General features: G+C 53.3%; 16 protein-coding genes. 8 read left to right on the top strand and 8 right to left on the bottom strand.

The window, feature by feature from the left end:
- Positions 1-52 precede the first annotated feature (52 nt).
- From HVZ37_RS14225 to HVZ37_RS14215, 3 genes are all read right to left on the bottom strand, one after another.
- Positions 53-1144 carry a sugar kinase gene (locus HVZ37_RS14225; RefSeq protein WP_043000114.1) on the bottom strand — a complete coding sequence of 364 codons (1092 nt, stop codon included), beginning with the start codon at positions 1142-1144 and terminating at the stop codon, positions 53-55.
- 2 nt (positions 1145-1146) lie between these two features.
- Positions 1147-2004 carry a deoxyribonuclease IV gene (gene nfo, locus HVZ37_RS14220; RefSeq protein ID WP_043000115.1) on the bottom strand — a complete coding sequence of 286 codons (858 nt, stop codon included), beginning with the start codon at positions 2002-2004 and terminating at the stop codon, positions 1147-1149.
- Positions 2005-2107: 103 nt separating this feature from the next.
- Positions 2108-3157, bottom strand: coding sequence for a YeiH family protein (locus HVZ37_RS14215; protein ID WP_043000116.1), 1050 nt, complete (start codon positions 3155-3157; stop codon positions 2108-2110).
- Between the two features lie 99 nt (positions 3158-3256).
- Here HVZ37_RS14215 and yieE point away from each other — a divergent pair, with 99 nt between their 5' ends.
- Both yieE and lysP read left to right on the top strand, forming a co-directional pair.
- Positions 3257-4120 carry a DNA-binding transcriptional regulator YeiE gene (gene yieE, locus HVZ37_RS14210; protein ID WP_054176002.1) on the top strand — a complete coding sequence of 288 codons (864 nt, stop codon included), beginning with the start codon at positions 3257-3259 and terminating at the stop codon, positions 4118-4120.
- Positions 4121-4305: 185 nt separating this feature from the next.
- A complete protein-coding gene (gene lysP / locus HVZ37_RS14205) occupies positions 4306-5775 on the top strand; it encodes a lysine-specific permease (RefSeq protein WP_044258633.1) in 1470 nt (489 codons plus the stop codon).
- Positions 5776-5839: 64 nt separating this feature from the next.
- Here lysP and HVZ37_RS14200 read toward each other — a convergent pair whose 3' ends face one another.
- Both HVZ37_RS14200 and fghA read right to left on the bottom strand, forming a co-directional pair.
- Positions 5840-7825 (bottom strand): ligand-gated channel protein, encoded by a 1986-nt coding sequence (locus HVZ37_RS14200; RefSeq protein ID WP_099433309.1) that lies wholly within the window; start codon positions 7823-7825, stop codon positions 5840-5842.
- A gap of 284 nt (positions 7826-8109) precedes the next feature.
- Positions 8110-8946, bottom strand: a complete 837-nt coding sequence (fghA, locus tag HVZ37_RS14195) for an S-formylglutathione hydrolase (RefSeq protein ID WP_181627633.1) — start codon at positions 8944-8946, stop codon at positions 8110-8112.
- Positions 8947-9254: 308 nt separating this feature from the next.
- Here fghA and folE point away from each other — a divergent pair, with 308 nt between their 5' ends.
- The 6 genes from folE to mglC all read left to right on the top strand — a co-directional run bounded on the left by folE (position 9255) and on the right by mglC (position 16169).
- Positions 9255-9923 (top strand): GTP cyclohydrolase I FolE, encoded by a 669-nt coding sequence (gene folE / locus HVZ37_RS14190; protein ID WP_043000121.1) that lies wholly within the window; start codon positions 9255-9257, stop codon positions 9921-9923.
- A gap of 14 nt (positions 9924-9937) precedes the next feature.
- Positions 9938-11095, top strand: coding sequence for a DUF418 domain-containing protein YeiB (yeiB, locus tag HVZ37_RS14185; RefSeq protein WP_058586827.1), 1158 nt, complete (start codon positions 9938-9940; stop codon positions 11093-11095).
- Between the two features lie 142 nt (positions 11096-11237).
- Positions 11238-12263, top strand: a complete 1026-nt coding sequence (galS, locus tag HVZ37_RS14180; protein WP_181627632.1) for an HTH-type transcriptional regulator GalS — start codon at positions 11238-11240, stop codon at positions 12261-12263.
- A gap of 294 nt (positions 12264-12557) precedes the next feature.
- On the top strand, positions 12558-13556 hold the full coding sequence (gene mglB, locus HVZ37_RS14175) for a galactose/glucose ABC transporter substrate-binding protein MglB (protein ID WP_043000124.1): 999 nt from the start codon (positions 12558-12560) through the stop codon (positions 13554-13556).
- Between the two features lie 66 nt (positions 13557-13622).
- Entirely contained in the window at positions 13623-15143 is a 1521-nt protein-coding gene (mglA, locus tag HVZ37_RS14170) for a galactose/methyl galactoside ABC transporter ATP-binding protein MglA (protein ID WP_043000125.1), read from the top strand.
- 15 nt (positions 15144-15158) lie between these two features.
- A complete protein-coding gene (mglC, locus tag HVZ37_RS14165; protein ID WP_043000126.1) occupies positions 15159-16169 on the top strand; it encodes a galactose/methyl galactoside ABC transporter permease MglC in 1011 nt (336 codons plus the stop codon).
- A gap of 51 nt (positions 16170-16220) precedes the next feature.
- On the opposite strand, the gene HVZ37_RS14160 is transcribed toward mglC, so the two are convergent.
- The 3 genes from HVZ37_RS14160 to cdd all read right to left on the bottom strand — a co-directional run bounded on the left by HVZ37_RS14160 (position 16221) and on the right by cdd (position 18269).
- Positions 16221-16460 (bottom strand): DUF2542 family protein, encoded by a 240-nt coding sequence (locus tag HVZ37_RS14160; RefSeq protein WP_043000128.1) that lies wholly within the window; start codon positions 16458-16460, stop codon positions 16221-16223.
- A 2-nt stretch (positions 16461-16462) separates the two neighbouring features.
- Positions 16463-17182: an outer membrane permeability protein SanA gene (sanA, locus tag HVZ37_RS14155; RefSeq protein ID WP_043000129.1), complete on the bottom strand. Its 720-nt coding sequence runs from the start codon at positions 17180-17182 to the stop codon at positions 16463-16465.
- 202 nt (positions 17183-17384) lie between these two features.
- On the bottom strand, positions 17385-18269 hold the full coding sequence (gene cdd / locus HVZ37_RS14150) for a cytidine deaminase (protein ID WP_043000130.1): 885 nt from the start codon (positions 18267-18269) through the stop codon (positions 17385-17387).
- Positions 18270-18349: the final 80 nt, after the last annotated feature.

The raw sequence follows: 18349 nt of genomic DNA, 5'->3' as shown, positions 1-18349 counted from the left end.
GGCTGATAGCTTATCCGGTCAGGGGACCGACCCTGGGCCGGATAAGCCGTTTTCACTGGCTTGTTTTTAACAGATACAGCGCGTTATCAGCGGAAAGGGTGGGGTTGTTGATACTGACGCTGGCGCGTGACAGGGCCGCACAGGCCATTGCGAAATTCGCGCTTTCGCGAAAATCGCTCCCTTCCAGAAAGCAATAGATCAGTCCGGCCATAAAACCGTCATCGGCACCGAAGCTGTCGACCACCGTATGCGCGGGCGGCGTGAGCAAGAATTGCTCACCATCTTTCTCGCTACAAAAGACTGACTCATCTTCCAGACAGACAAAAATCTGTTGAATGCCCTGTTGATGAAGGGCATTCACCGCGCTGAGTCGATCGGCATCGCTGTTGATGGGGTGACCCCATAAGATCTCCAGCTCTTTTTGTGTCGGTTTCAGCGTATGGATGCGCGTAAACCAGGTTTTCACCTTCGTCGCTTTGAACTCGGAAACGGTATCAATAAATACCGGAATGTCATCAGCAACCGTAAAGACCCATTCGATGGCTTCCGGCGTCAGGTTGCAGTCCGCCAGCACCACTCCGGCGTGACGGATTAAATCCCGCGAGCTGTTCAGCAACTGCGGCGTCAGCTGTTGCAGGATATGGGTATCATTAATTGCCAGCACCGTCTCTTCTTGCTGATTGGCGATGGAGAGATAAGTTGAGGTGTTATGCCCGTGCAGGCGAATGCAACTGGAGATATTGACGCCTGCCTGGCGTGTTTGTTCCAGCAACGTCTCGCCGTAAAAATCACTGCCGACAGCGGAAATCAGATGCACATCGCGACCCAGCAGGGCGAGGTTATGGGCAATGTTGCGCCCGACGCCACCCGCAGAACAGTGGATACTGCCTGGGTTAGAGGCGGCCTGCGGGTAGTGGATATCCGCCATCCCACGAATATCCATGTTAATCGCCCCTACCACCACGCAATAGGCCTGTTCGGTAAGGATGTAACCTTTTCCTTTGATTGCCCCTTTACGCATCAGGTCCATGATGTGCGCGGCGACGCGTGAACGGCTGATCTGCAAAATATCAGCGATTTCGTTTTGCTGAATCAGCGGGTTGCGGCGCAGAATTTTGAGTATCTGTTTTTCCCTGTCGTTCATGATTACGCAACCGCCTTTTCAGTTTGCTGCGCTTTCAGCCACGCGATCTCTTCTGCCCAGATGTCGGGATTGATGGTTTCCAGCACCAGCGGAATGCCGTCGAAACGGGCGTCCTGCATGATCCAGCGGAACGCGTCATGACCAATGTTGCCTTCGCCCAGACTGTGGTGACGGTCGACCCGGCTGCCAAAGGCACTCTTGGCATCGTTCAGGTGCATACCGCGCAGATACTGGAAACCGACGATGCGCTCGAATTCGGCAAAGGTTTTTTCGCATTCGGCGGCGGAACGCAAGTCGTAACCCGCGGCGAAAGCGTGGCAGGTGTCAATGCAAACGCCGACGCGTGATTTGTCTTCTACGCCATCGATGATGGCGGCAAGGTGCTCGAATTTGAATCCGAGGTTGCTGCCCTGACCGGCAGTATTTTCAATCACCGCAGTCACCCCTTCGGTCTGGGCGAGTGTGATGTTGATCGACTCAGCAATCTTTGCCAGACACTCGTCTTCCGAAATTTGCATCAGGTGGCTGCCTGGATGGAAGTTAAGCAGAGATAAGCCGAGTTGTTCACAACGCTGCATTTCATCAAGAAAAGCCGCACGGGATTTTTCCAGCGCCTCGCCGACCGGGTGGCCCAGGTTGATCAGATAGCTATCGTGCGGCAGGATTTGAGCGGATGTGAAGTGGTATTGCTCACAGGCGGCTTTAAAGTCATCGATGATTTGCGCGGTAAGAGGGGCGGCGCGCCATTGACGCTGATTTTTAGTAAAGAGTGCAAACGCGGTTGCCTCGATTTCAGCGGCGCGAATTGCGGCATTTGCCAGCCCGCCAGCTGCGCTGACGTGTGCTCCGATGTATTTCATTAAAGACTCCTGTTAACCCACCAGATGTGGCCTGGCGGATTTGTGTATCCGGAAATTGAATCTTGCCAATCATAGCGGGTTAACAGGGTCAGGATGTAGTGAATTATGCAATAACGTGCTGGACCAGGACGTTAATCACGCCACCGCCGACAATCAGCCAGATGAACAGCACCAGTGCCATCAACAGCGGTTTCGCCCCGGCTTTCTTCAGCGCGCTGACATGCGTCGTCAGCCCCAGTGCCGCCATTGCCATAGCCAGCAGGACCGTATCCAGTGTGACCAGCATGTTCACCACCGCCTGCGGTAGCAGATGGAACGAGTTGAAAATGGCGACCACAATGAACAGGATGGCAAACCACGGAATGGTGATTTTGCTTTTTTCCCCACCGTTGGCCGGTGACAGTTGCTTAACGCGAGCGGCCATAAAGATGAGGAACGGAGCCAGCATCATGACGCGAAGCATTTTGGCAATCACCGCTGCGTTTTCGGCGTCCGGGCTAATTGCGTGTCCTGCCGCCACAACCTGAGCAACTTCATGCATGGTGGAGCCAATGAAGATGCCGTAGGTTTCCGGACTAAACCAGTGCGCCAGCAGCGGATACATCGCCGGGTAGAGGAAAATCGCCATCGTCCCGAAGATCACGACCGTTGCGACGGCAACCGTGACTTTGCTGGCTTCGGCTTTCACAACCGGTTCCGTCGCCAGTACCGCCGCCGCGCCGCAAATGCTGCTACCCGCGCCGATCAGCCAACTGGTCTGGCGATCCAGCCCAAAGACTTTTTGCCCCAGAAAGCACGCCAGCATAAAGGTGCTGGACAGCGTCAGGATGTCGATCAGAATGCCGCTGACACCTACGTCAGCAATTTGCGCGAAGGTGAGGCGAAAGCCGTAGAGAATGATCCCCAGGCGCAATAAATGTTGTTTGGCAAACAGAACGCCGCCGTCACAGCTTTTCCAGATCTGGGGATAGACGGTGTTACCGATCACCATCCCCAATAAAATCGCTAAGGTGAGGGCGCTGAATCCGGCACCCGCCACGGCGGGAATGGACCCGCCCCATAAGGCGACTCCGGTAATCACTGCACTCAGGGCAAGCCCCGGAATAAAATGCCACATTGTTCGACGATGATTCGTTAAGGTGAGTTCTGTCATTGCCTTCTCCTCTTTTATGGGCAAAAGGTTACGGCGAACTGGCTTAAAAATAAAATTGATTATATATTTATAATTAATCTTTATAAGTGGTAAGCGACCATGCACATCACCCTGCGGCAACTCGAAGTCTTCACCGAAGTTTTGAAAAGCGGCTCAACAACGCAGGCATCGGTGATGCTGGCGCTATCGCAATCGGCAGTCAGCGCGGCGCTGACCGATCTGGAAGGTCAACTGGGCGTTCAGCTTTTCGACCGCGTAGGCAAACGGCTGGTGGTGAATGAGCACGGGCGCTTGCTTTACCCGCGGGCGCTGGCGTTGCTGGAGCAGGCGGTGGAGATCGAGCAGTTGTTCCGCGAAGACAACGGCGCGATACGCGTGTATGCCAGCAGCACCATCGGCAACTATATCCTTCCGGGGGTGATTGCCCGTTATCGGCGAGATTTCCCCGCGCTGCCGCTGGAACTTAGCGTCGGCAACAGTCAGGATGTGATTACAGCGGTGCTCGATTTTCGGGTCGACATTGGGCTTATCGAAGGGCCGTGTCACAATACGGAGATCATCTCGGAGCCGTGGCTGGAAGATGAACTGGTGGTCTTCGCCGCACCATCTTCACCCCTGGCGCAGGGACCGGTGACGCTTGAACAGCTCGCAGCCGCCCCCTGGATCCTGCGCGAACGCGGTTCCGGGACGCGCGAAATTGTCGATTATCTGCTGCTGTCGCACCTGCCCAAATTTGAAATGGCGATGGAGCTGGGAAACTCCGAAGCCATCAAGCATGCCGTTCGTCATGGGCTGGGCATTAGCTGTCTGTCACGACGCGTGATTGATGAACAACTCCAGGCGGGAACGCTGAGCGAAGTGGCAGTGCCGCTTCCGCGTCTGGTGCGTACGCTCTGGCGGATCCATCATCGCCAGAAACACCTCTCTAATGCGCTCCAGCGCTTCCTCAGTTATTGCGAATAATGCCTGCCGGGGACCGATCGCCTGACGGTGATACGTCCTGGGGGCAGTAAGTTCCCCATTCTCTGCTATTACTTATAATCCGCGGCCAGTCATGAAGGTCTCTTATAACAGCGCATTTGTGCCGGAAGACGAGCGTTTCGTCTGCTACAATCGCGCCTCATTTTTTGGATGGATAGCATTTTCACATGGTTTCCGAAACTAAAACCACAGAAGCGCCCGCGTTACGTCGCGAACTGAAGGCGCGTCACCTGACGATGATCGCGATTGGCGGTTCTATCGGTACAGGTCTTTTCGTGGCATCTGGTGCCACCATTTCCGCAGCGGGTCCAGGCGGTGCGCTGTTTTCCTATATTCTGATTGGCCTGATGGTGTACTTCCTGATGACCAGTCTGGGCGAACTGGCGGCGTATATGCCGGTGTCCGGTTCGTTTGCGACCTATGGTCAGAACTATGTTGAAGAGGGCTTCGGCTTCGCGCTGGGCTGGAACTACTGGTACAACTGGGCGGTGACCATCGCTGTTGACCTTGTGGCGGCACAGCTGGTGATGAGCTGGTGGTTCCCTGATACCCCAGGCTGGATCTGGAGTGCGCTGTTCCTCGGCGTCATCTTCCTGCTGAACTACATCTCGGTCAGAGGTTTTGGTGAAGCGGAATACTGGTTCTCACTGATCAAAGTGGCCACTGTGATTATCTTCATCATTGTTGGCGTTATGATGATCGTCGGTATTTTCAAAGGCACTCAGCCGGTGGGCTGGAGCAACTGGACGACGGGCGATGCGCCGTTTGCCGGTGGCTTTGCGGCGATGATTGGCGTGGCGATGATTGTCGGTTTCTCCTTCCAGGGGACGGAACTGATTGGTATTGCCGCCGGTGAATCTGAAGATCCGGAGAAGAACATTCCGCGTGCGGTGCGTCAGGTGTTCTGGCGAATCCTGCTGTTCTATGTCTTCGCGATTCTGATTATCAGCCTGATCATTCCGTACACCGATCCGAGCCTGCTGCGTAACGATGTGAAAGACATCAGCGTCAGCCCGTTCACGCTGGTCTTCCAGCATGCCGGTCTGCTCTCTGCGGCGGCAGTGATGAATGCGGTGATCCTGACGGCGGTGCTGTCGGCGGGTAACTCCGGGATGTACGCCTCAACCCGTATGCTATACACCCTGGCCTGCGATGGTAAAGCGCCGCGTATTTTTGCGAAACTGTCTCGCGGCGGTGTTCCGCGTAATGCGCTGTATGCCACGACGGTGATTGCCGGTCTGTGCTTCCTGACCTCAATGTTCGGTAACCAGACGGTGTACCTGTGGCTGCTGAATACTTCCGGGATGACGGGCTTTATCGCCTGGCTGGGGATTGCCATCAGCCACTATCGTTTCCGTCGTGGGTATGTTCTGCAAGGGCATGACGTGAAGGATCTGCCGTATCGTTCCGGCTTCTTCCCGCTGGGGCCGATCTTCGCGTTTGTTCTGTGTCTTATCATCACGCTGGGCCAGAACTATGAAGCGTTCCTGAAAGACACCATTGACTGGGGCGGCGTGGCGGCAACCTATATTGGTATCCCGCTGTTCCTGATTATCTGGTTCGGCTATAAGCTGACCCGCGGGACTCACTTCGTACGTTACAATGAAATGCACTTCCCGGAACGCGTGAAGAAATAGTCGTCACCGCATGAATAAAGCGATAAAAAAGCCTCCGTTGCGGAGGCTTTTTTTTGGGAGGGACTCAGAAGTTGTACGTCAGACCTACCGTATAACGACGACCATCGAGAATGGTGTCATAGGTATCGTAATCAATCTGTTTATCCAGCGCGTTATACACCCCGGCTGTCACCAGCAGGTTTTTGTTCGCGTTGTAACGCAGACCGACATCAACCTGCGTATAGGACGGTGTGCCCTGCGACATTGAGGTGCGGCTCAGGTATTCAGACGTTTTACCGCGGAAGTTCAGACGGCTCCAGAAGCCGACGGTCTCCGTTGCCTGCCAGTCCAGCGTGGTGTTAAACATATGCTTTGGCATTTTGTTTAATGGCTTGCCTTCAAACTGGCCGCTCTTCTGTTCTGACTCGGTATAGGTGTAGTTAGCCGTCCAGTTGAGGTCGCGGGTCATCTTCCAACCGAATGTGGATTCCACGCCGCGCATGTTGGCTTTATCGACGTTCACGCGATCGCTGACGAAATCATAGCTTTCGCTGCCAATCGTACAGGCCGGATCGGCGCTGCTGTTGCAGCGACGAACTTCGGTGATCTTGTCTTTGAAATCAGTATTGAACAGGGTGATGCCGGCATTAAGGTTATCGCCGTTATCCCACAGCAGTCCCAGCTCTTCGCTCAGGCTCTTTTCTGGTTTCAGATCCGGGTTGCCGACAATAATGCCATTCAAACGACCGCCACCGGTGACCTGACCCCAGTTTGCGGAGGACTGACGCAGATCGGGGGCGCGGTAGCCTGCGGAGACGCCACCTTTTAAGGTCCATTGATCGCTCAGATGCCAGACGCCATAACCGCGCGGCGTCCAGTTGTCGCCGTAGTTTTCGTCCTTATCCATACGGATCCCGCCGGTCAGGGTAAAACTATCGGTCATCGCCCATTCGTCTTCTGCAAACAGCGCCCAGCTCCAGCGGGTCAGTTTATTCAGACCGTCAGCCGCTTCCAGTTGGTTACCGTTATCGCGCAGTTTTTCATAACGGTACTGACCGCCCAGCGTCATCGTATGGGCGCCGAGGAAAATCTGGTTCTGGTTATTGAAGATCGTGTTGTATGACTTCATCTCACGACCCGGATTGTGGGTCTCTTCCTGCTGGATATAGCTGGTGCTGTTGAAATCATCGTAATAGCCGCTGTGCGTCAGTGAATACGTGGTGTGCTCATAGCGGTTTTCACTTTTCGTGTTTGGCTTACAGGTGCCTTTCCGGCAGGTTTCCTCGGCCATCGATTTGCCTGGTGTACTGTCGCGATCCTGCAATTCACGAGCGATATCAAAATCGATGTCGTTCTTATCATCCGGTGTAAAGTTAAGGGTCAGACCGCCGTTACGCAGGCGCTGCTCATTGTAACCGTTGACAATCTGATCTTCCGCGCGGCGGGACAGCAGTCCGGTGACTTTCGCGCCCAGCAAGCCGTCGATCAGCGGACCAGAAGCATAGGCATTGGTCTGGAACAGATCGCCGGAGTCGCTGTTTTCCTGGAAAGTAGCGTCACCGTGCAGAGAACCGGTCCAGCCTTTAGTGTTAGAGACTTTTTTGGTGATCACGTTAATCACGCCGCCCATCGCATCGGATCCGTACAGCGAGGACATCGGGCCACGGATGACTTCGATACGCTCGATGGACTCCAGCGGCGGCAGCCAGCCCTGCTCGATCCCAGAATTATCGCTGTTCGGACGCGTACCGCGAGTGCTGATGCGTTTACCGTTCACCAGGAACAGCGTGTATTGCGACGCCATCCCTCGGATGCTGATATCACTGCTACTGCCCCCGCCAGTGACGACTACGCCAGGGACATCTTTCAGTGCATCGGTAACGTCACGGTAAGCTTTGTCTTCAATTTGCTGTTTTGAAATAACCGAAATTGACGCTGGGGCGTTCTGGATTTTCTGCTCAAATCCCGTCGCGGTAACCACAACGGTATCCTGATCGGCAGCATGAACGAGCGATGGGAGGCATGCCGCGCTGACGACGATGGCAATAGCCTTAACGTGAGGTATAGTCATTTTGTCATTCCATTAAACGAATAAAAACCGCGTGCCATGTAAAAGGCCATGACAACTGTATGTGTTTGTCTTTTAAGAACTCTTAGCGGTAAAGAAGCGGGGGAAATTGTACAAAAGAATGAATATTTGTAAACACAAATGATAATTGAAATCATTTGCGTTTGTTTGATTTGTAAGGAAAAACCTTTTAAGTCAATAAGATAGCGGAACGTAAATGTGAGGAAAAAATGAAGAAATCATGGAGATGTGGAGAAGAAGAAGGAGGGCGCATTGCCCTCCTGCGGTTATTTCATCAAATGTTCGGCATGGAAGCGCAGATGATCCTCAATGAATGAGGCAATAAAGTAATAGCTATGATCGTAACCAGGCTGAATACGCAGCGTCATCGGCCATGCGGTCTGGCGTGCGGCTTCAGCCAGAACCGCGGGTTGGAGCTGATCGGCCAGAAACTGATCGCTGTCGCCCTGGTCAATCAGCGTCGGGATGGCGTCTTCCGGCTGGCTGGCGTACATCAACTCACAGCTATCCCATTGCGTCCATGCGGCGCGATCCTCGCCGAGATAGGCGAGAAACGCTTTTTCTCCCCACGGGACGCGGCACGGGTTAACGATGGGGGCGAATGCAGAAACGCTGGTGTATTTGCCTGGATTTTTCAACGCCATGATCAGCGCACCGTGACCGCCCATGGAATGTCCACTGATCGCGCAGCGATCGCTGACGTTAAAATGCGCCTGAATCAGCGACGGGAGTTCGTCCCGCACGTAATCATACATGCGGAAATGAGCAGCCCAGGGTTGCTGCGTCGCATTGAGATAAAAACCGGCCCCCTGACCAAGATCATACCCCTCATCGTTGGCGACCTGTTCACCGCGCGGGCTGGTATCCGGCATGACTAAAACGATGCCTAATTCAGCCGCGATACGCTGCGCACCGGCCTTAGTGGTAAAGTTTTCATCATTACAGGTTAACCCGGACAGCCAGTACAGAACCGGCGGAGGGATAGTATCACGAGGGGGAGGGAGAAAAATGCTGAACGTCATTGCACAGTTCAGCGTGGTGGAGTCGTGACGCCAGCGTTGCTGCCAGCCTTCAAAACAGCGGTGCTCTTCGAGCATTTCCATGCGTGGCTCCTTGTTATGTTGAACCTGAATGTGTTCGCAAACTCCCCATAATACAGATAATTCATGGCACTGTGAGTAACTTTCACTTCCGCATCGCGCAGACTTGCTTCATCATCGAGCACACGTCGATGTAACCCTTCCCGTCCCCTTTTACGAAACGTGGTTTGAAAGGCAACGGCGATTTCAATAATTATCGTTGTGAATACTGGATTATGTGCGCGGCCTCACGCACAATAATCAGGCTGTCAACAGCCTACAAACTTTGCCCCACGCAGGGCAGAGGCGCCACACCTGCAGGAGAAGAATAAATGTCATCACTCAGTAAAGAAGCGGCCCTGGTTCATGAAGCGCTGGTAGCGCGAGGGCTGGAAACGCCGCTGCGCCCGCCCGTGCATGAGATGGATAACGAAACGCGCAAACGTCTTATCTCAGGCCATATGACCGAGATCATGCAGTTGCTGAACCTCGACCTGAGCGATGACAGCCTGATGGAAACCCCGCATCGCATCGCCAAAATGTATGTCGATGAGATTTTCTCAGGCCTGGATTACGCCAATTTCCCGAAAATCACCGTCATTGAAAACAAAATGAAAGTCGATGAGATGGTCACCGTACGCGACATCACTCTCACCAGCACGTGTGAACACCATTTTGTGACCATTGATGGTAAAGCCACCGTGGCCTATATCCCAAAAGAGTCGGTGATTGGTTTGTCGAAGATCAACCGCATCGTCCAGTTCTTTGCCCAACGTCCGCAGGTACAGGAGCGTCTGACGCAACAGATCCTGACCGCGCTGCAAACTCTGCTGGGAACCAATAACGTGGCCGTATCGATTGATGCGGTGCATTACTGCGTGAAAGCACGCGGTATTCGTGATGCCACCAGTGCAACCACCACCACCTCGCTTGGCGGTCTGTTTAAATCGAGCCAGAATACGCGTCAGGAATTTTTGCGCGCGGTCCGTCATCACAACTGATAAAGGCAGGAGCTATGGAGCGTAATGTCACGCTGGATTTTGTCCGTGGCGTCGCCATCCTTGGCATCCTGCTGTTAAATATCAGCGCCTTTGGTTTGCCAAAGGCGGCTTACCTCAATCCCGCCTGGTACGGAAATATCACGGCTTCAGATGCCTGGACATGGGCCATTCTGGATCTGTTCGCGCAGGTAAAATTTCTCACTTTGTTTGCACTGCTGTTTGGCGCGGGCCTGCAAATGCTGCTGCCGCGCGGTAAGCGCTGGATCCAGTCCCGCCTGACTCTGCTGGTGCTCCTTGGTTTTATTCATGCCTTGCTGTTTTGGGACGGCGATATTCTGTTGGCCTATGGGCTGGTGGGGCTGATCTGCTGGCGACTGGTGCGCGATGCACCATCGGTGAAAAGCCTGTTTAACACCGGCGTGATGCTCTATCTGGTCGGCATTGCCGTTCTGCTGCTGCTTGGCGCGATCTCCGGCAGTGAAACAAACCGCGCCTGGACGCCGGATGCGTCTGCGTTGCTGTATGAACAATACTGGAAGGTGAATGGCGGCGTGGAAGCCATCAGTAATCGGGTCGATGCCTTATCGAATAGCCTGCTGGCGTTGGGCGCGCAGTACGGCTGGCAACTGGCGGGTATGATGTTGCTCGGGGCGGCACTGATGCGCAGTGGCTGGCTGAAAGGGCAGTTTCGTCTTTCGCATTACCGACGCAGCGGTTTTTTACTGATCGCCGTGGGTCTACTTATTAACCTGCCTGCCGTGGTCGTACAGTGGCAACTGGACTGGAGCTATCGCTGGTGCGCGTTCTTGTTACAGGCTCCGCGTGAGCTTAGCGCACCATTTCAGACGCTCGGCTATACCGCGCTGATGTTTGGTTACTGGCCGCAATTAAGCCGCAGCAAAATCGCTCATGCGATTGCCTGTGTCGGGCGAATGGCGCTGACAAATTATCTGCTGCAAACCGTGATTTGCACCACGCTGTTTTATCAATTCGGCTTATTTATGAAATTTGACCGACTGGAACTGCTGCTGTTTGTCATCCCGGTGTGGCTGGCAAACCTGCTTTTCTCCGTGATCTGGTTACGGTTCCTGCCTCAGGGTCCGATGGAGTGGCTCTGGCGGCAATTAACCCTGCGAGCGTCAGGGACGTCATTGTCCCATACATCCAGATAACGATCTGGATCACAATCATTAACAAAATGGATGTAAGCGCTTTCATCGCTGTGACCGCACTCACGTAGTCCTTTTCCCTCCGCTGACAAAATAGCCGCCAGTTATGCAGCGAGTGGCTGCAATTCCAGACAGGGTAGTGAATATGATCACCATTCGTGATGTGGCGCGTCAGGCAGGCGTATCGGTAGCGACGGTTTCCCGCGTGTTAAATAACAGCGCGCTGGTCAGTCCTGATACGCGCGAGGCGGTAATGAAGGCGGTGACGCTGCTGGGCTATCGGCCAAACGCCAATGCCCAGGCGCTGGCCACGCAGGTCAGTGAAACCATCGGCGTGGTGGTGATGGACGTGTCCGATGCGTTTTTTGGCGCGCTGGTGAAAGCGGTGGATTTGGTCGCTCAACAGCATCAAAAATATGTGCTGATCGGCAACAGCTATCATGAAGCCGAAAAAGAGCGTCATGCCATTGAGGTGTTGATCCGCCAGCGCTGTAACGCGCTGATCGTTCACTCAAAAGCGTTAAGCGATCGGGAACTGGGCGAGTTTATGGATCAGATCCCCGGTATGGTGCTGATCAACCGCATTGTCCCTGGCTACGCCCACCGCTGCGTGTGCCTGGACAATATCAGCGGTGCGAAAATGGCGACCCGTATGTTATTGAATTATGGTCATCAGCGGATTGGCTATCTGGCTTCCAGCCACCGCATTGAAGATGACGTCATGCGCCGGGAAGGGTGGAGCAGTGCGCTTAAGGAGCAGGGCATTGTGGCGCCTGAAAGCTGGATTGGCATCGGAGCGCCGGATATGCAGGGCGGTGAGGCGGCAATGGTTGAGCTGCTGGGGCGCAACCTGCAGCTAAGCGCCGTGTTTGCCTATAACGACAATATGGCCGCGGGCGCGCTGACGGCGCTAAAGGACAACGGCATTTCCATTCCCTTACACCTTTCAATCATTGGTTTCGACGATATTCCCATCGCCCGTTACACCGATCCCCAGTTGACAACGGTGCGCTATCCCATTGCTTCTATGGCAAAACTGGCGACAGAACTCGCATTACAGGGCGCTGCGGGAACGCTGGATTTATCCGCGACCCACTGCTTTATGCCGACCCTCGTGCGGCGTCATTCGGTTGCTGTACGACAGAATGCGGCGGCGATCACTAACTTATGATTTCGCCAGATGTAACCGCTTTCAATATGTGAGTAAATTCACAGTATCTTAACATTGTGATAGCTATGATGGCACCGCTTGTCGCACTGTAACTACGATGTAACTGTGAGTAATCACTTTTACCGAGGTAAAAGCGCTTTAAGCGAAATTAAAGCCTATTTCTGGAGCGTTACCGGGCAAGGAAGAGAGATTTTTTTAAAATGAGCTTCGGCGTTTACATAACACTTCATTAACGTTTTGTCCCGCCGGGCATTTATCTTACGTACTACCCTGCATAATAAAACCGGAGTTACCATGAATAAGAAGGTGTTGACCCTTTCTGCCGTTATGGCAAGCATGTTATTCGGCGCGGCTGCGCACGCTGCGGATACTCGCATCGGTGTGACAATCTACAAATATGACGATAACTTTATGTCCGTGGTGCGTAAGGCTATCGAAGCAGATGCGAAAACGGCGCCAGATGTGCAACTGCTGATGAACGACTCGCAGAACGACCAGTCCAAACAAAACGATCAGATCGACGTGCTGCTGGCAAAAGGCGTTAAAGCGCTGGCCATCAACCTGGTTGACCCGGCGGCTGCGGGCACCGTTATCGAAAAAGCGCGCGGTCAGAATGTGCCTGTGGTCTTCTTCAACAAAGAACCTTCCCGTAAAGCGCTGGACAGCTATGACAAGGCTTACTACGTCGGTACTGACTCCAAAGAATCCGGTATTATCCAGGGCGATCTGATTGCCAAACACTGGGCGGCAAACCAGGGCTGGGATCTGAACAAAGACGGTCAGATTCAGTTCGTGCTGCTGAAAGGCGAGCCGGGTCATCCGGATGCTGAAGCGCGTACCACTTACGTTATCAAAGAGCTGAACGACAAAGGCATCAAAACCGAACAGCTGCAGTTAGATACCGCCATGTGGGACACCGCAATGGCGAAGGACAAAATGGATGCGTGGCTTTCCGGTCCGAACGCCAACAAAATTGAAGTGGTTATTGCCAACAACGATGCGATGGCAATGGGCGCCGTTGAAGCGCTGAAAGCACACAACAAAACCAGCGTACCGGTATTTGGCGTCGATGCGCTGCCAGAAGCGCTGGCACTGGTGAAATCCGGCGCACTGGCCGGTACTGTGCTGAACGATGCGAACAACCAGGCAAAAGCGACCTTTGACCTGGCGAAAAACCTTGCCGATGGCAAGGGGGCGGCTGACGGCACTGAGTGGAAAATCGAAAATAAAATCGTCCGCGTTCCTTACGTAGGCGTTGATAAAGATAACCTGGCCGAGTTCACTAAGAAGTAAGTTTGTGGGGCGCGATGTTATCGCGCCCTTTCATCACGCACTCTGCGAGGCCAACAAGGTATAATTATGGTCAGCACAACTACTCAGCCGTCAGGCGAATTCTTGTTGGAAATGAGCGGCATCAACAAGTCTTTTCCCGGCGTTAAGGCACTTGATAATGTTAATTTAAAAGTCCGCCCACATTCGATTCATGCATTAATGGGAGAGAATGGCGCAGGAAAGTCGACACTATTAAAATGTCTTTTTGGGATCTATCAAAAAGATTCTGGCAGCATATTATTTCAGGGTAAAGAAATCGATTTTCATTCAGCCAAAGAAGCGCTGGAGAATGGTATTTCAATGGTACATCAGGAATTAAACCTGGTATTACAACGTTCTGTTATGGACAACATGTGGCTGGGGCGTTATCCCACCAAAGGCATGTTTGTCGATCAGGATAAAATGTACCGCGATACCAAAGCGATTTTTGACGAGCTGGATATTGATATCGATCCGCGTGCGCGCGTCGGAACATTGTCCGTCTCGCAAATGCAGATGATTGAAATTGCCAAAGCGTTTTCGTATAACGCCAAAATTGTGATTATGGATGAACCGACCTCTTCATTAACCGAAAAAGAGGTCAACCATCTGTTCACCATTATTCGCAAGCTGAAAGAACGCGGTTGCGGTATTGTCTACATCTCCCACAAAATGGAAGAAATTTTCCAGTTGTGTGATGAAATTACCGTGTTGCGCGACGGACAGTGGATTGCGACGCAACCGCTGGAAGGGCTGGATATGGACAAGATCATCGCCATGATGGTCGGCCGTTCCTTGAACCAGCGATTCCCGGATAAATCCAACAATCCGGGGGAAGTGATTCTTGAAGTGCGCAACCTGACCTCGCTGCGTCAGCCGTCTATTCGGGATGTTTCCTTTGATTTGCATAAAGGCGAGATCCTCGGTATCGCAGGACTGGTCGGCGCTAAGCGTACTGACATCGTTGAAACGCTGTTTGGTATCCGTGAGAAATCATCGGGCACCATTACGCTGCACGGCAAAAAGATTAATAACCACAGTGCGAATGAAGCCATTAACCACGGTTTCGCGCTGGTCACCGAAGAGCGTCGTTCTACCGGGATTTATGCTTATCTGGACATTGGTTTTAACTCCTTAATTTCCAATATTCAGAATTACAAAAATAAAGTGGGTCTGTTAGATAACTCACGAATGAAAAGTGATACCCAATGGGTTATTGACTCTATGCGGGTAAAAACGCCAGGTCACAAGACGCAAATTGGTTCGCTTTCGGGCGGTAACCAGCAGAAAGTGGTTATTGGTCGCTGGCTGCTGACGCAACCGGAAATTTTAATGCTCGACGAACCCACCCGTGGGATCGACGTCGGTGCGAAGTTTGAAATTTATCAGTTAATTGCGGAACTGGCGAAAAAAGGTAAGGGGATCATTATTATCTCCTCCGAAATGCCGGAATTGTTAGGGATAACGGATCGTATTCTGGTCATGAGCAACGGCCTCGTTTCTGGAATTGTTGATACAAAAACGACAACGCAAAACGAAATTCTGCGTCTTGCGTCTTTGCACCTTTAAGATCAGGGGCTCCTCATGAGTGCGTTAAATAAGAAAAGTTTTCTTACTTATCTGAAAGAGGGCGGTATTTACGTCGTTCTTTTAGTCTTGCTGGCCATTATTATTTTCCAGGATCCCACGTTCTTAAGTCTGCTTAACTTAAGTAATATTCTGACCCAGTCTTCCGTGCGTATTATCATTGCACTGGGCGTCGCCGGTCTGATTGTCACCCAGGGGACAGACCTGTCAGCGGGTCGTCAGGTGGGTCTGGCGGCGGTGGTGGCGGCAACGTTGCTACAGTCGATGGAGAACGCCAATAAAGTGTTCCCCGAAATGGCGACCATGCCGATTGCGCTGGTTATCCTGATCGTCTGTGCTATTGGCGCGGTCATCGGTCTGGTGAACGGGATTATCATTGCTTACCTGAACGTAACACCGTTTATTACGACGCTCGGCACGATGATTATCGTCTACGGGATCAACTCCCTGTATTACGACTTCGTGGGGGCTTCACCGATTTCGGGCTTTGATAGCGGCTTCTCGACCTTTGCGCAGGGCTTTATCGCACTGGGCAGCTTCCGGCTGTCGTATATCACGTTCTATGCGCTAATCGCCGTGGCGTTTGTCTGGGTGCTGTGGAATAAAACCCGCTTCGGTAAAAACATTTTCGCCATCGGCGGTAACCCGGAAGCGGCTAAGGTATCAGGCGTGAACGTGGCGCTGAACCTGCTGATGATCTATGCGCTGTCCGGTGTGTTCTATGCCTTCGGCGGTCTGCTGGAAGCGGGGCGTATCGGCTCGGCAACCAACAACCTGGGCTTTATGTACGAACTGGATGCGATCGCGGCGTGCGTGGTCGGCGGCGTGTCGTTTAGCGGTGGGGTGGGAACGGTGTTCGGCGTGGTGACCGGTGTGATCATCTTTACCGTCATCAACTACGGTCTGACCTACATCGGCGTTAACCCGTACTGGCAGTACATCATCAAGGGCGGCATCATTATCTTTGCGGTCGCACTGGATTCACTGAAATACGCGCGTAAGAAGTAATCCCTTCAGGGCAGAATCAAACCGGTGCAGACGTGCTCTGCGCCGGTTTTTTTATTTGATAAAAACTAACCAGATGCCGACAAGCAGCGCGCCGACCGAAAGGCCAAAGTAGACGCCAATATAGCTCCAGTAAGCGCCAGGTTCCTCTGCGCGCTGAATTAAGCGCGGCGTTTGCGAACCTTTGACCGTTTTCTCAACGACGCCAGAGCGTAACCCTTTAATACCTTCCCGCAGGGTCCAGGCGACGATCATCAGTACGCCAATCACGATAAAAAGCGTTTTGTCTTCCATGCTTATTTTCCTTGTCTCTTTTGCAGTTCAAGCAATTGTTCCGGTGTTACGGCCGGATAGCCCTGGGCATCGTCGGGAACCTGATGCAGGGAGGGAATTGGCACTAACGGGCCGAGGAAACGGGGTTCACGTTTAAACAGATACAGATCGGCCAGCGCGCCAAAACGTGCGCCAAACTCGCGTACCCGAACCGTCAGCATATCTTTTGGCGACGGCACGGCGTAGCACTGTGCCTGAATCCCCATATGCAACGCGATAAACAGCGCGCGTTCGCAGTGGAAACGCTGGGTAATGATGATGAAGTCATTGGTGTCAAAGACTTTACGGGTGCGGACAATCGAATCGAGCGTGCGGAATCCGGCGTAATCTAACACAATATCGGCAGGATCGACGCCAGCGGCAATCAGGTCTTTGCGCATCGTCATCGGTTCGTTATAGCTTTGCAGGGCGTTGTCGCCGCTGAGCAGCAGATAGTTAACTTTGCCGCTGTTATAGGCGTTCAGCGCACCCTGAATACGGTAGCGATAATACTGGTTGATCACCCCGGTACGATAATATTTGGCCGTGCCGAGCACCACGCCAACCTGGCGGTAGGGCAGGTCCTGAAGCTCGTCGTAAATATAGGGGGCAGTTTTCCAGCTCATCCAGCGATCAAGGCCCAGCACGATCAACAGCAGCAAGCCGATCAGGACCAACAGGCTGTAGAGGGCGCGCTTTAGCATGAAGAAAACTCTGTCACTGGATGAAATTTCAATCAGGCTACTGTACCCGCTGGCGAAGCGCAAGAAACAGCAGTCTGATTGGGGGGATTTTCAGCAATACGTGAAACAAGCGTAGGCCTGATAAACGTTGCGCCATCAGGTGGTTAGACCGGATAGCGATAAAAACGCCTTATCTGGCCTGTGCGCGGACGCCATCAGACAATTAGCCCAAAAGTACGCGATCGATGTTGCTGCAGCCCAGCGCTTTCAGCGTGGCGGCGGTGGCATCCCACTGGATCAGCGGCGCGTCGGCTTTTTCCGCCAGCACCGCACGCTGAATATCGGCATAACCATAGCCGTTCAGATTCAACATAATCAGCGCGCCCTGTAGCGGTGGGATGGTCGGGTTAAATGCGGCGTTTTCGCCATAGCTTCCGCTAAAGATACGTCCATCTTTGCACTCCAGCGCTACACCGCTCGGTGACTGGCTGTACGGCATATGACTGCGGCTCGCGGCGGCAATGGCCGCTTGCGTCAGCGCATCTCCCTGAGGGGCGAAACCGTGATCTTGTTCGTCCATCAGTAGCGTTTTGATGTCGAGATCTTTCGGCCCAAACGCATCCGGCAAATAGTCGCGCAGCGTATGCGGTTCCCGACCGGGCAGGTGAATGCGCAGATCCAGCCCGCTGTTCAGTTCGTTCATAAACTGGCGGCAGTGGCCGCACGGGGTGTAGTTAACGGTGATTGCGGCGAGACCTTTCTCGCCGCGCAACCAGGCGTGGCTGATGGCGCTTTGTTCAGCGTGAACCGTTTGTTGCATCGTCGCGCCGAGGAATTCCATATTGGCGCCGAAATACCACGTTCCGCTCACGCCGCGCGCAATTGCGCCAACGTTAAAGTTCGACAACGGCGTACAGGCGCAGGCCGCCGCCAGCGGCAGCAGCGCGAATGCCAGTGCGTCTTCGTCCAGTCCCGTTGCGCTTTTAAGCATTGATACCTGCTCAGCCGTCAGCGACGCGGGGAAATGCGTATCTGCGAGAATGGGCGCCAGCGCGGATTGCAGGTTGTCCGCAAGTTGGCTAAACGCAGTGTGAAAACGTGGGTGCATGGCGTTGCCTCATAACAATGTATTGGGATCGTAGTGTACGGGCCTGTTATGGCTATATGTGTGATCTAATTCTCATTGTG

The sequence above is a fragment of the Citrobacter sp. RHB35-C17 genome (assembly GCF_013816795.1).
Taxonomy (GTDB): domain Bacteria; phylum Pseudomonadota; class Gammaproteobacteria; order Enterobacterales; family Enterobacteriaceae; genus Citrobacter_A; species Citrobacter_A amalonaticus.
The sequence above is the reverse complement of the archived record's forward strand: the minus strand, read 5'-3'. Positions and strand labels throughout refer to the sequence as shown.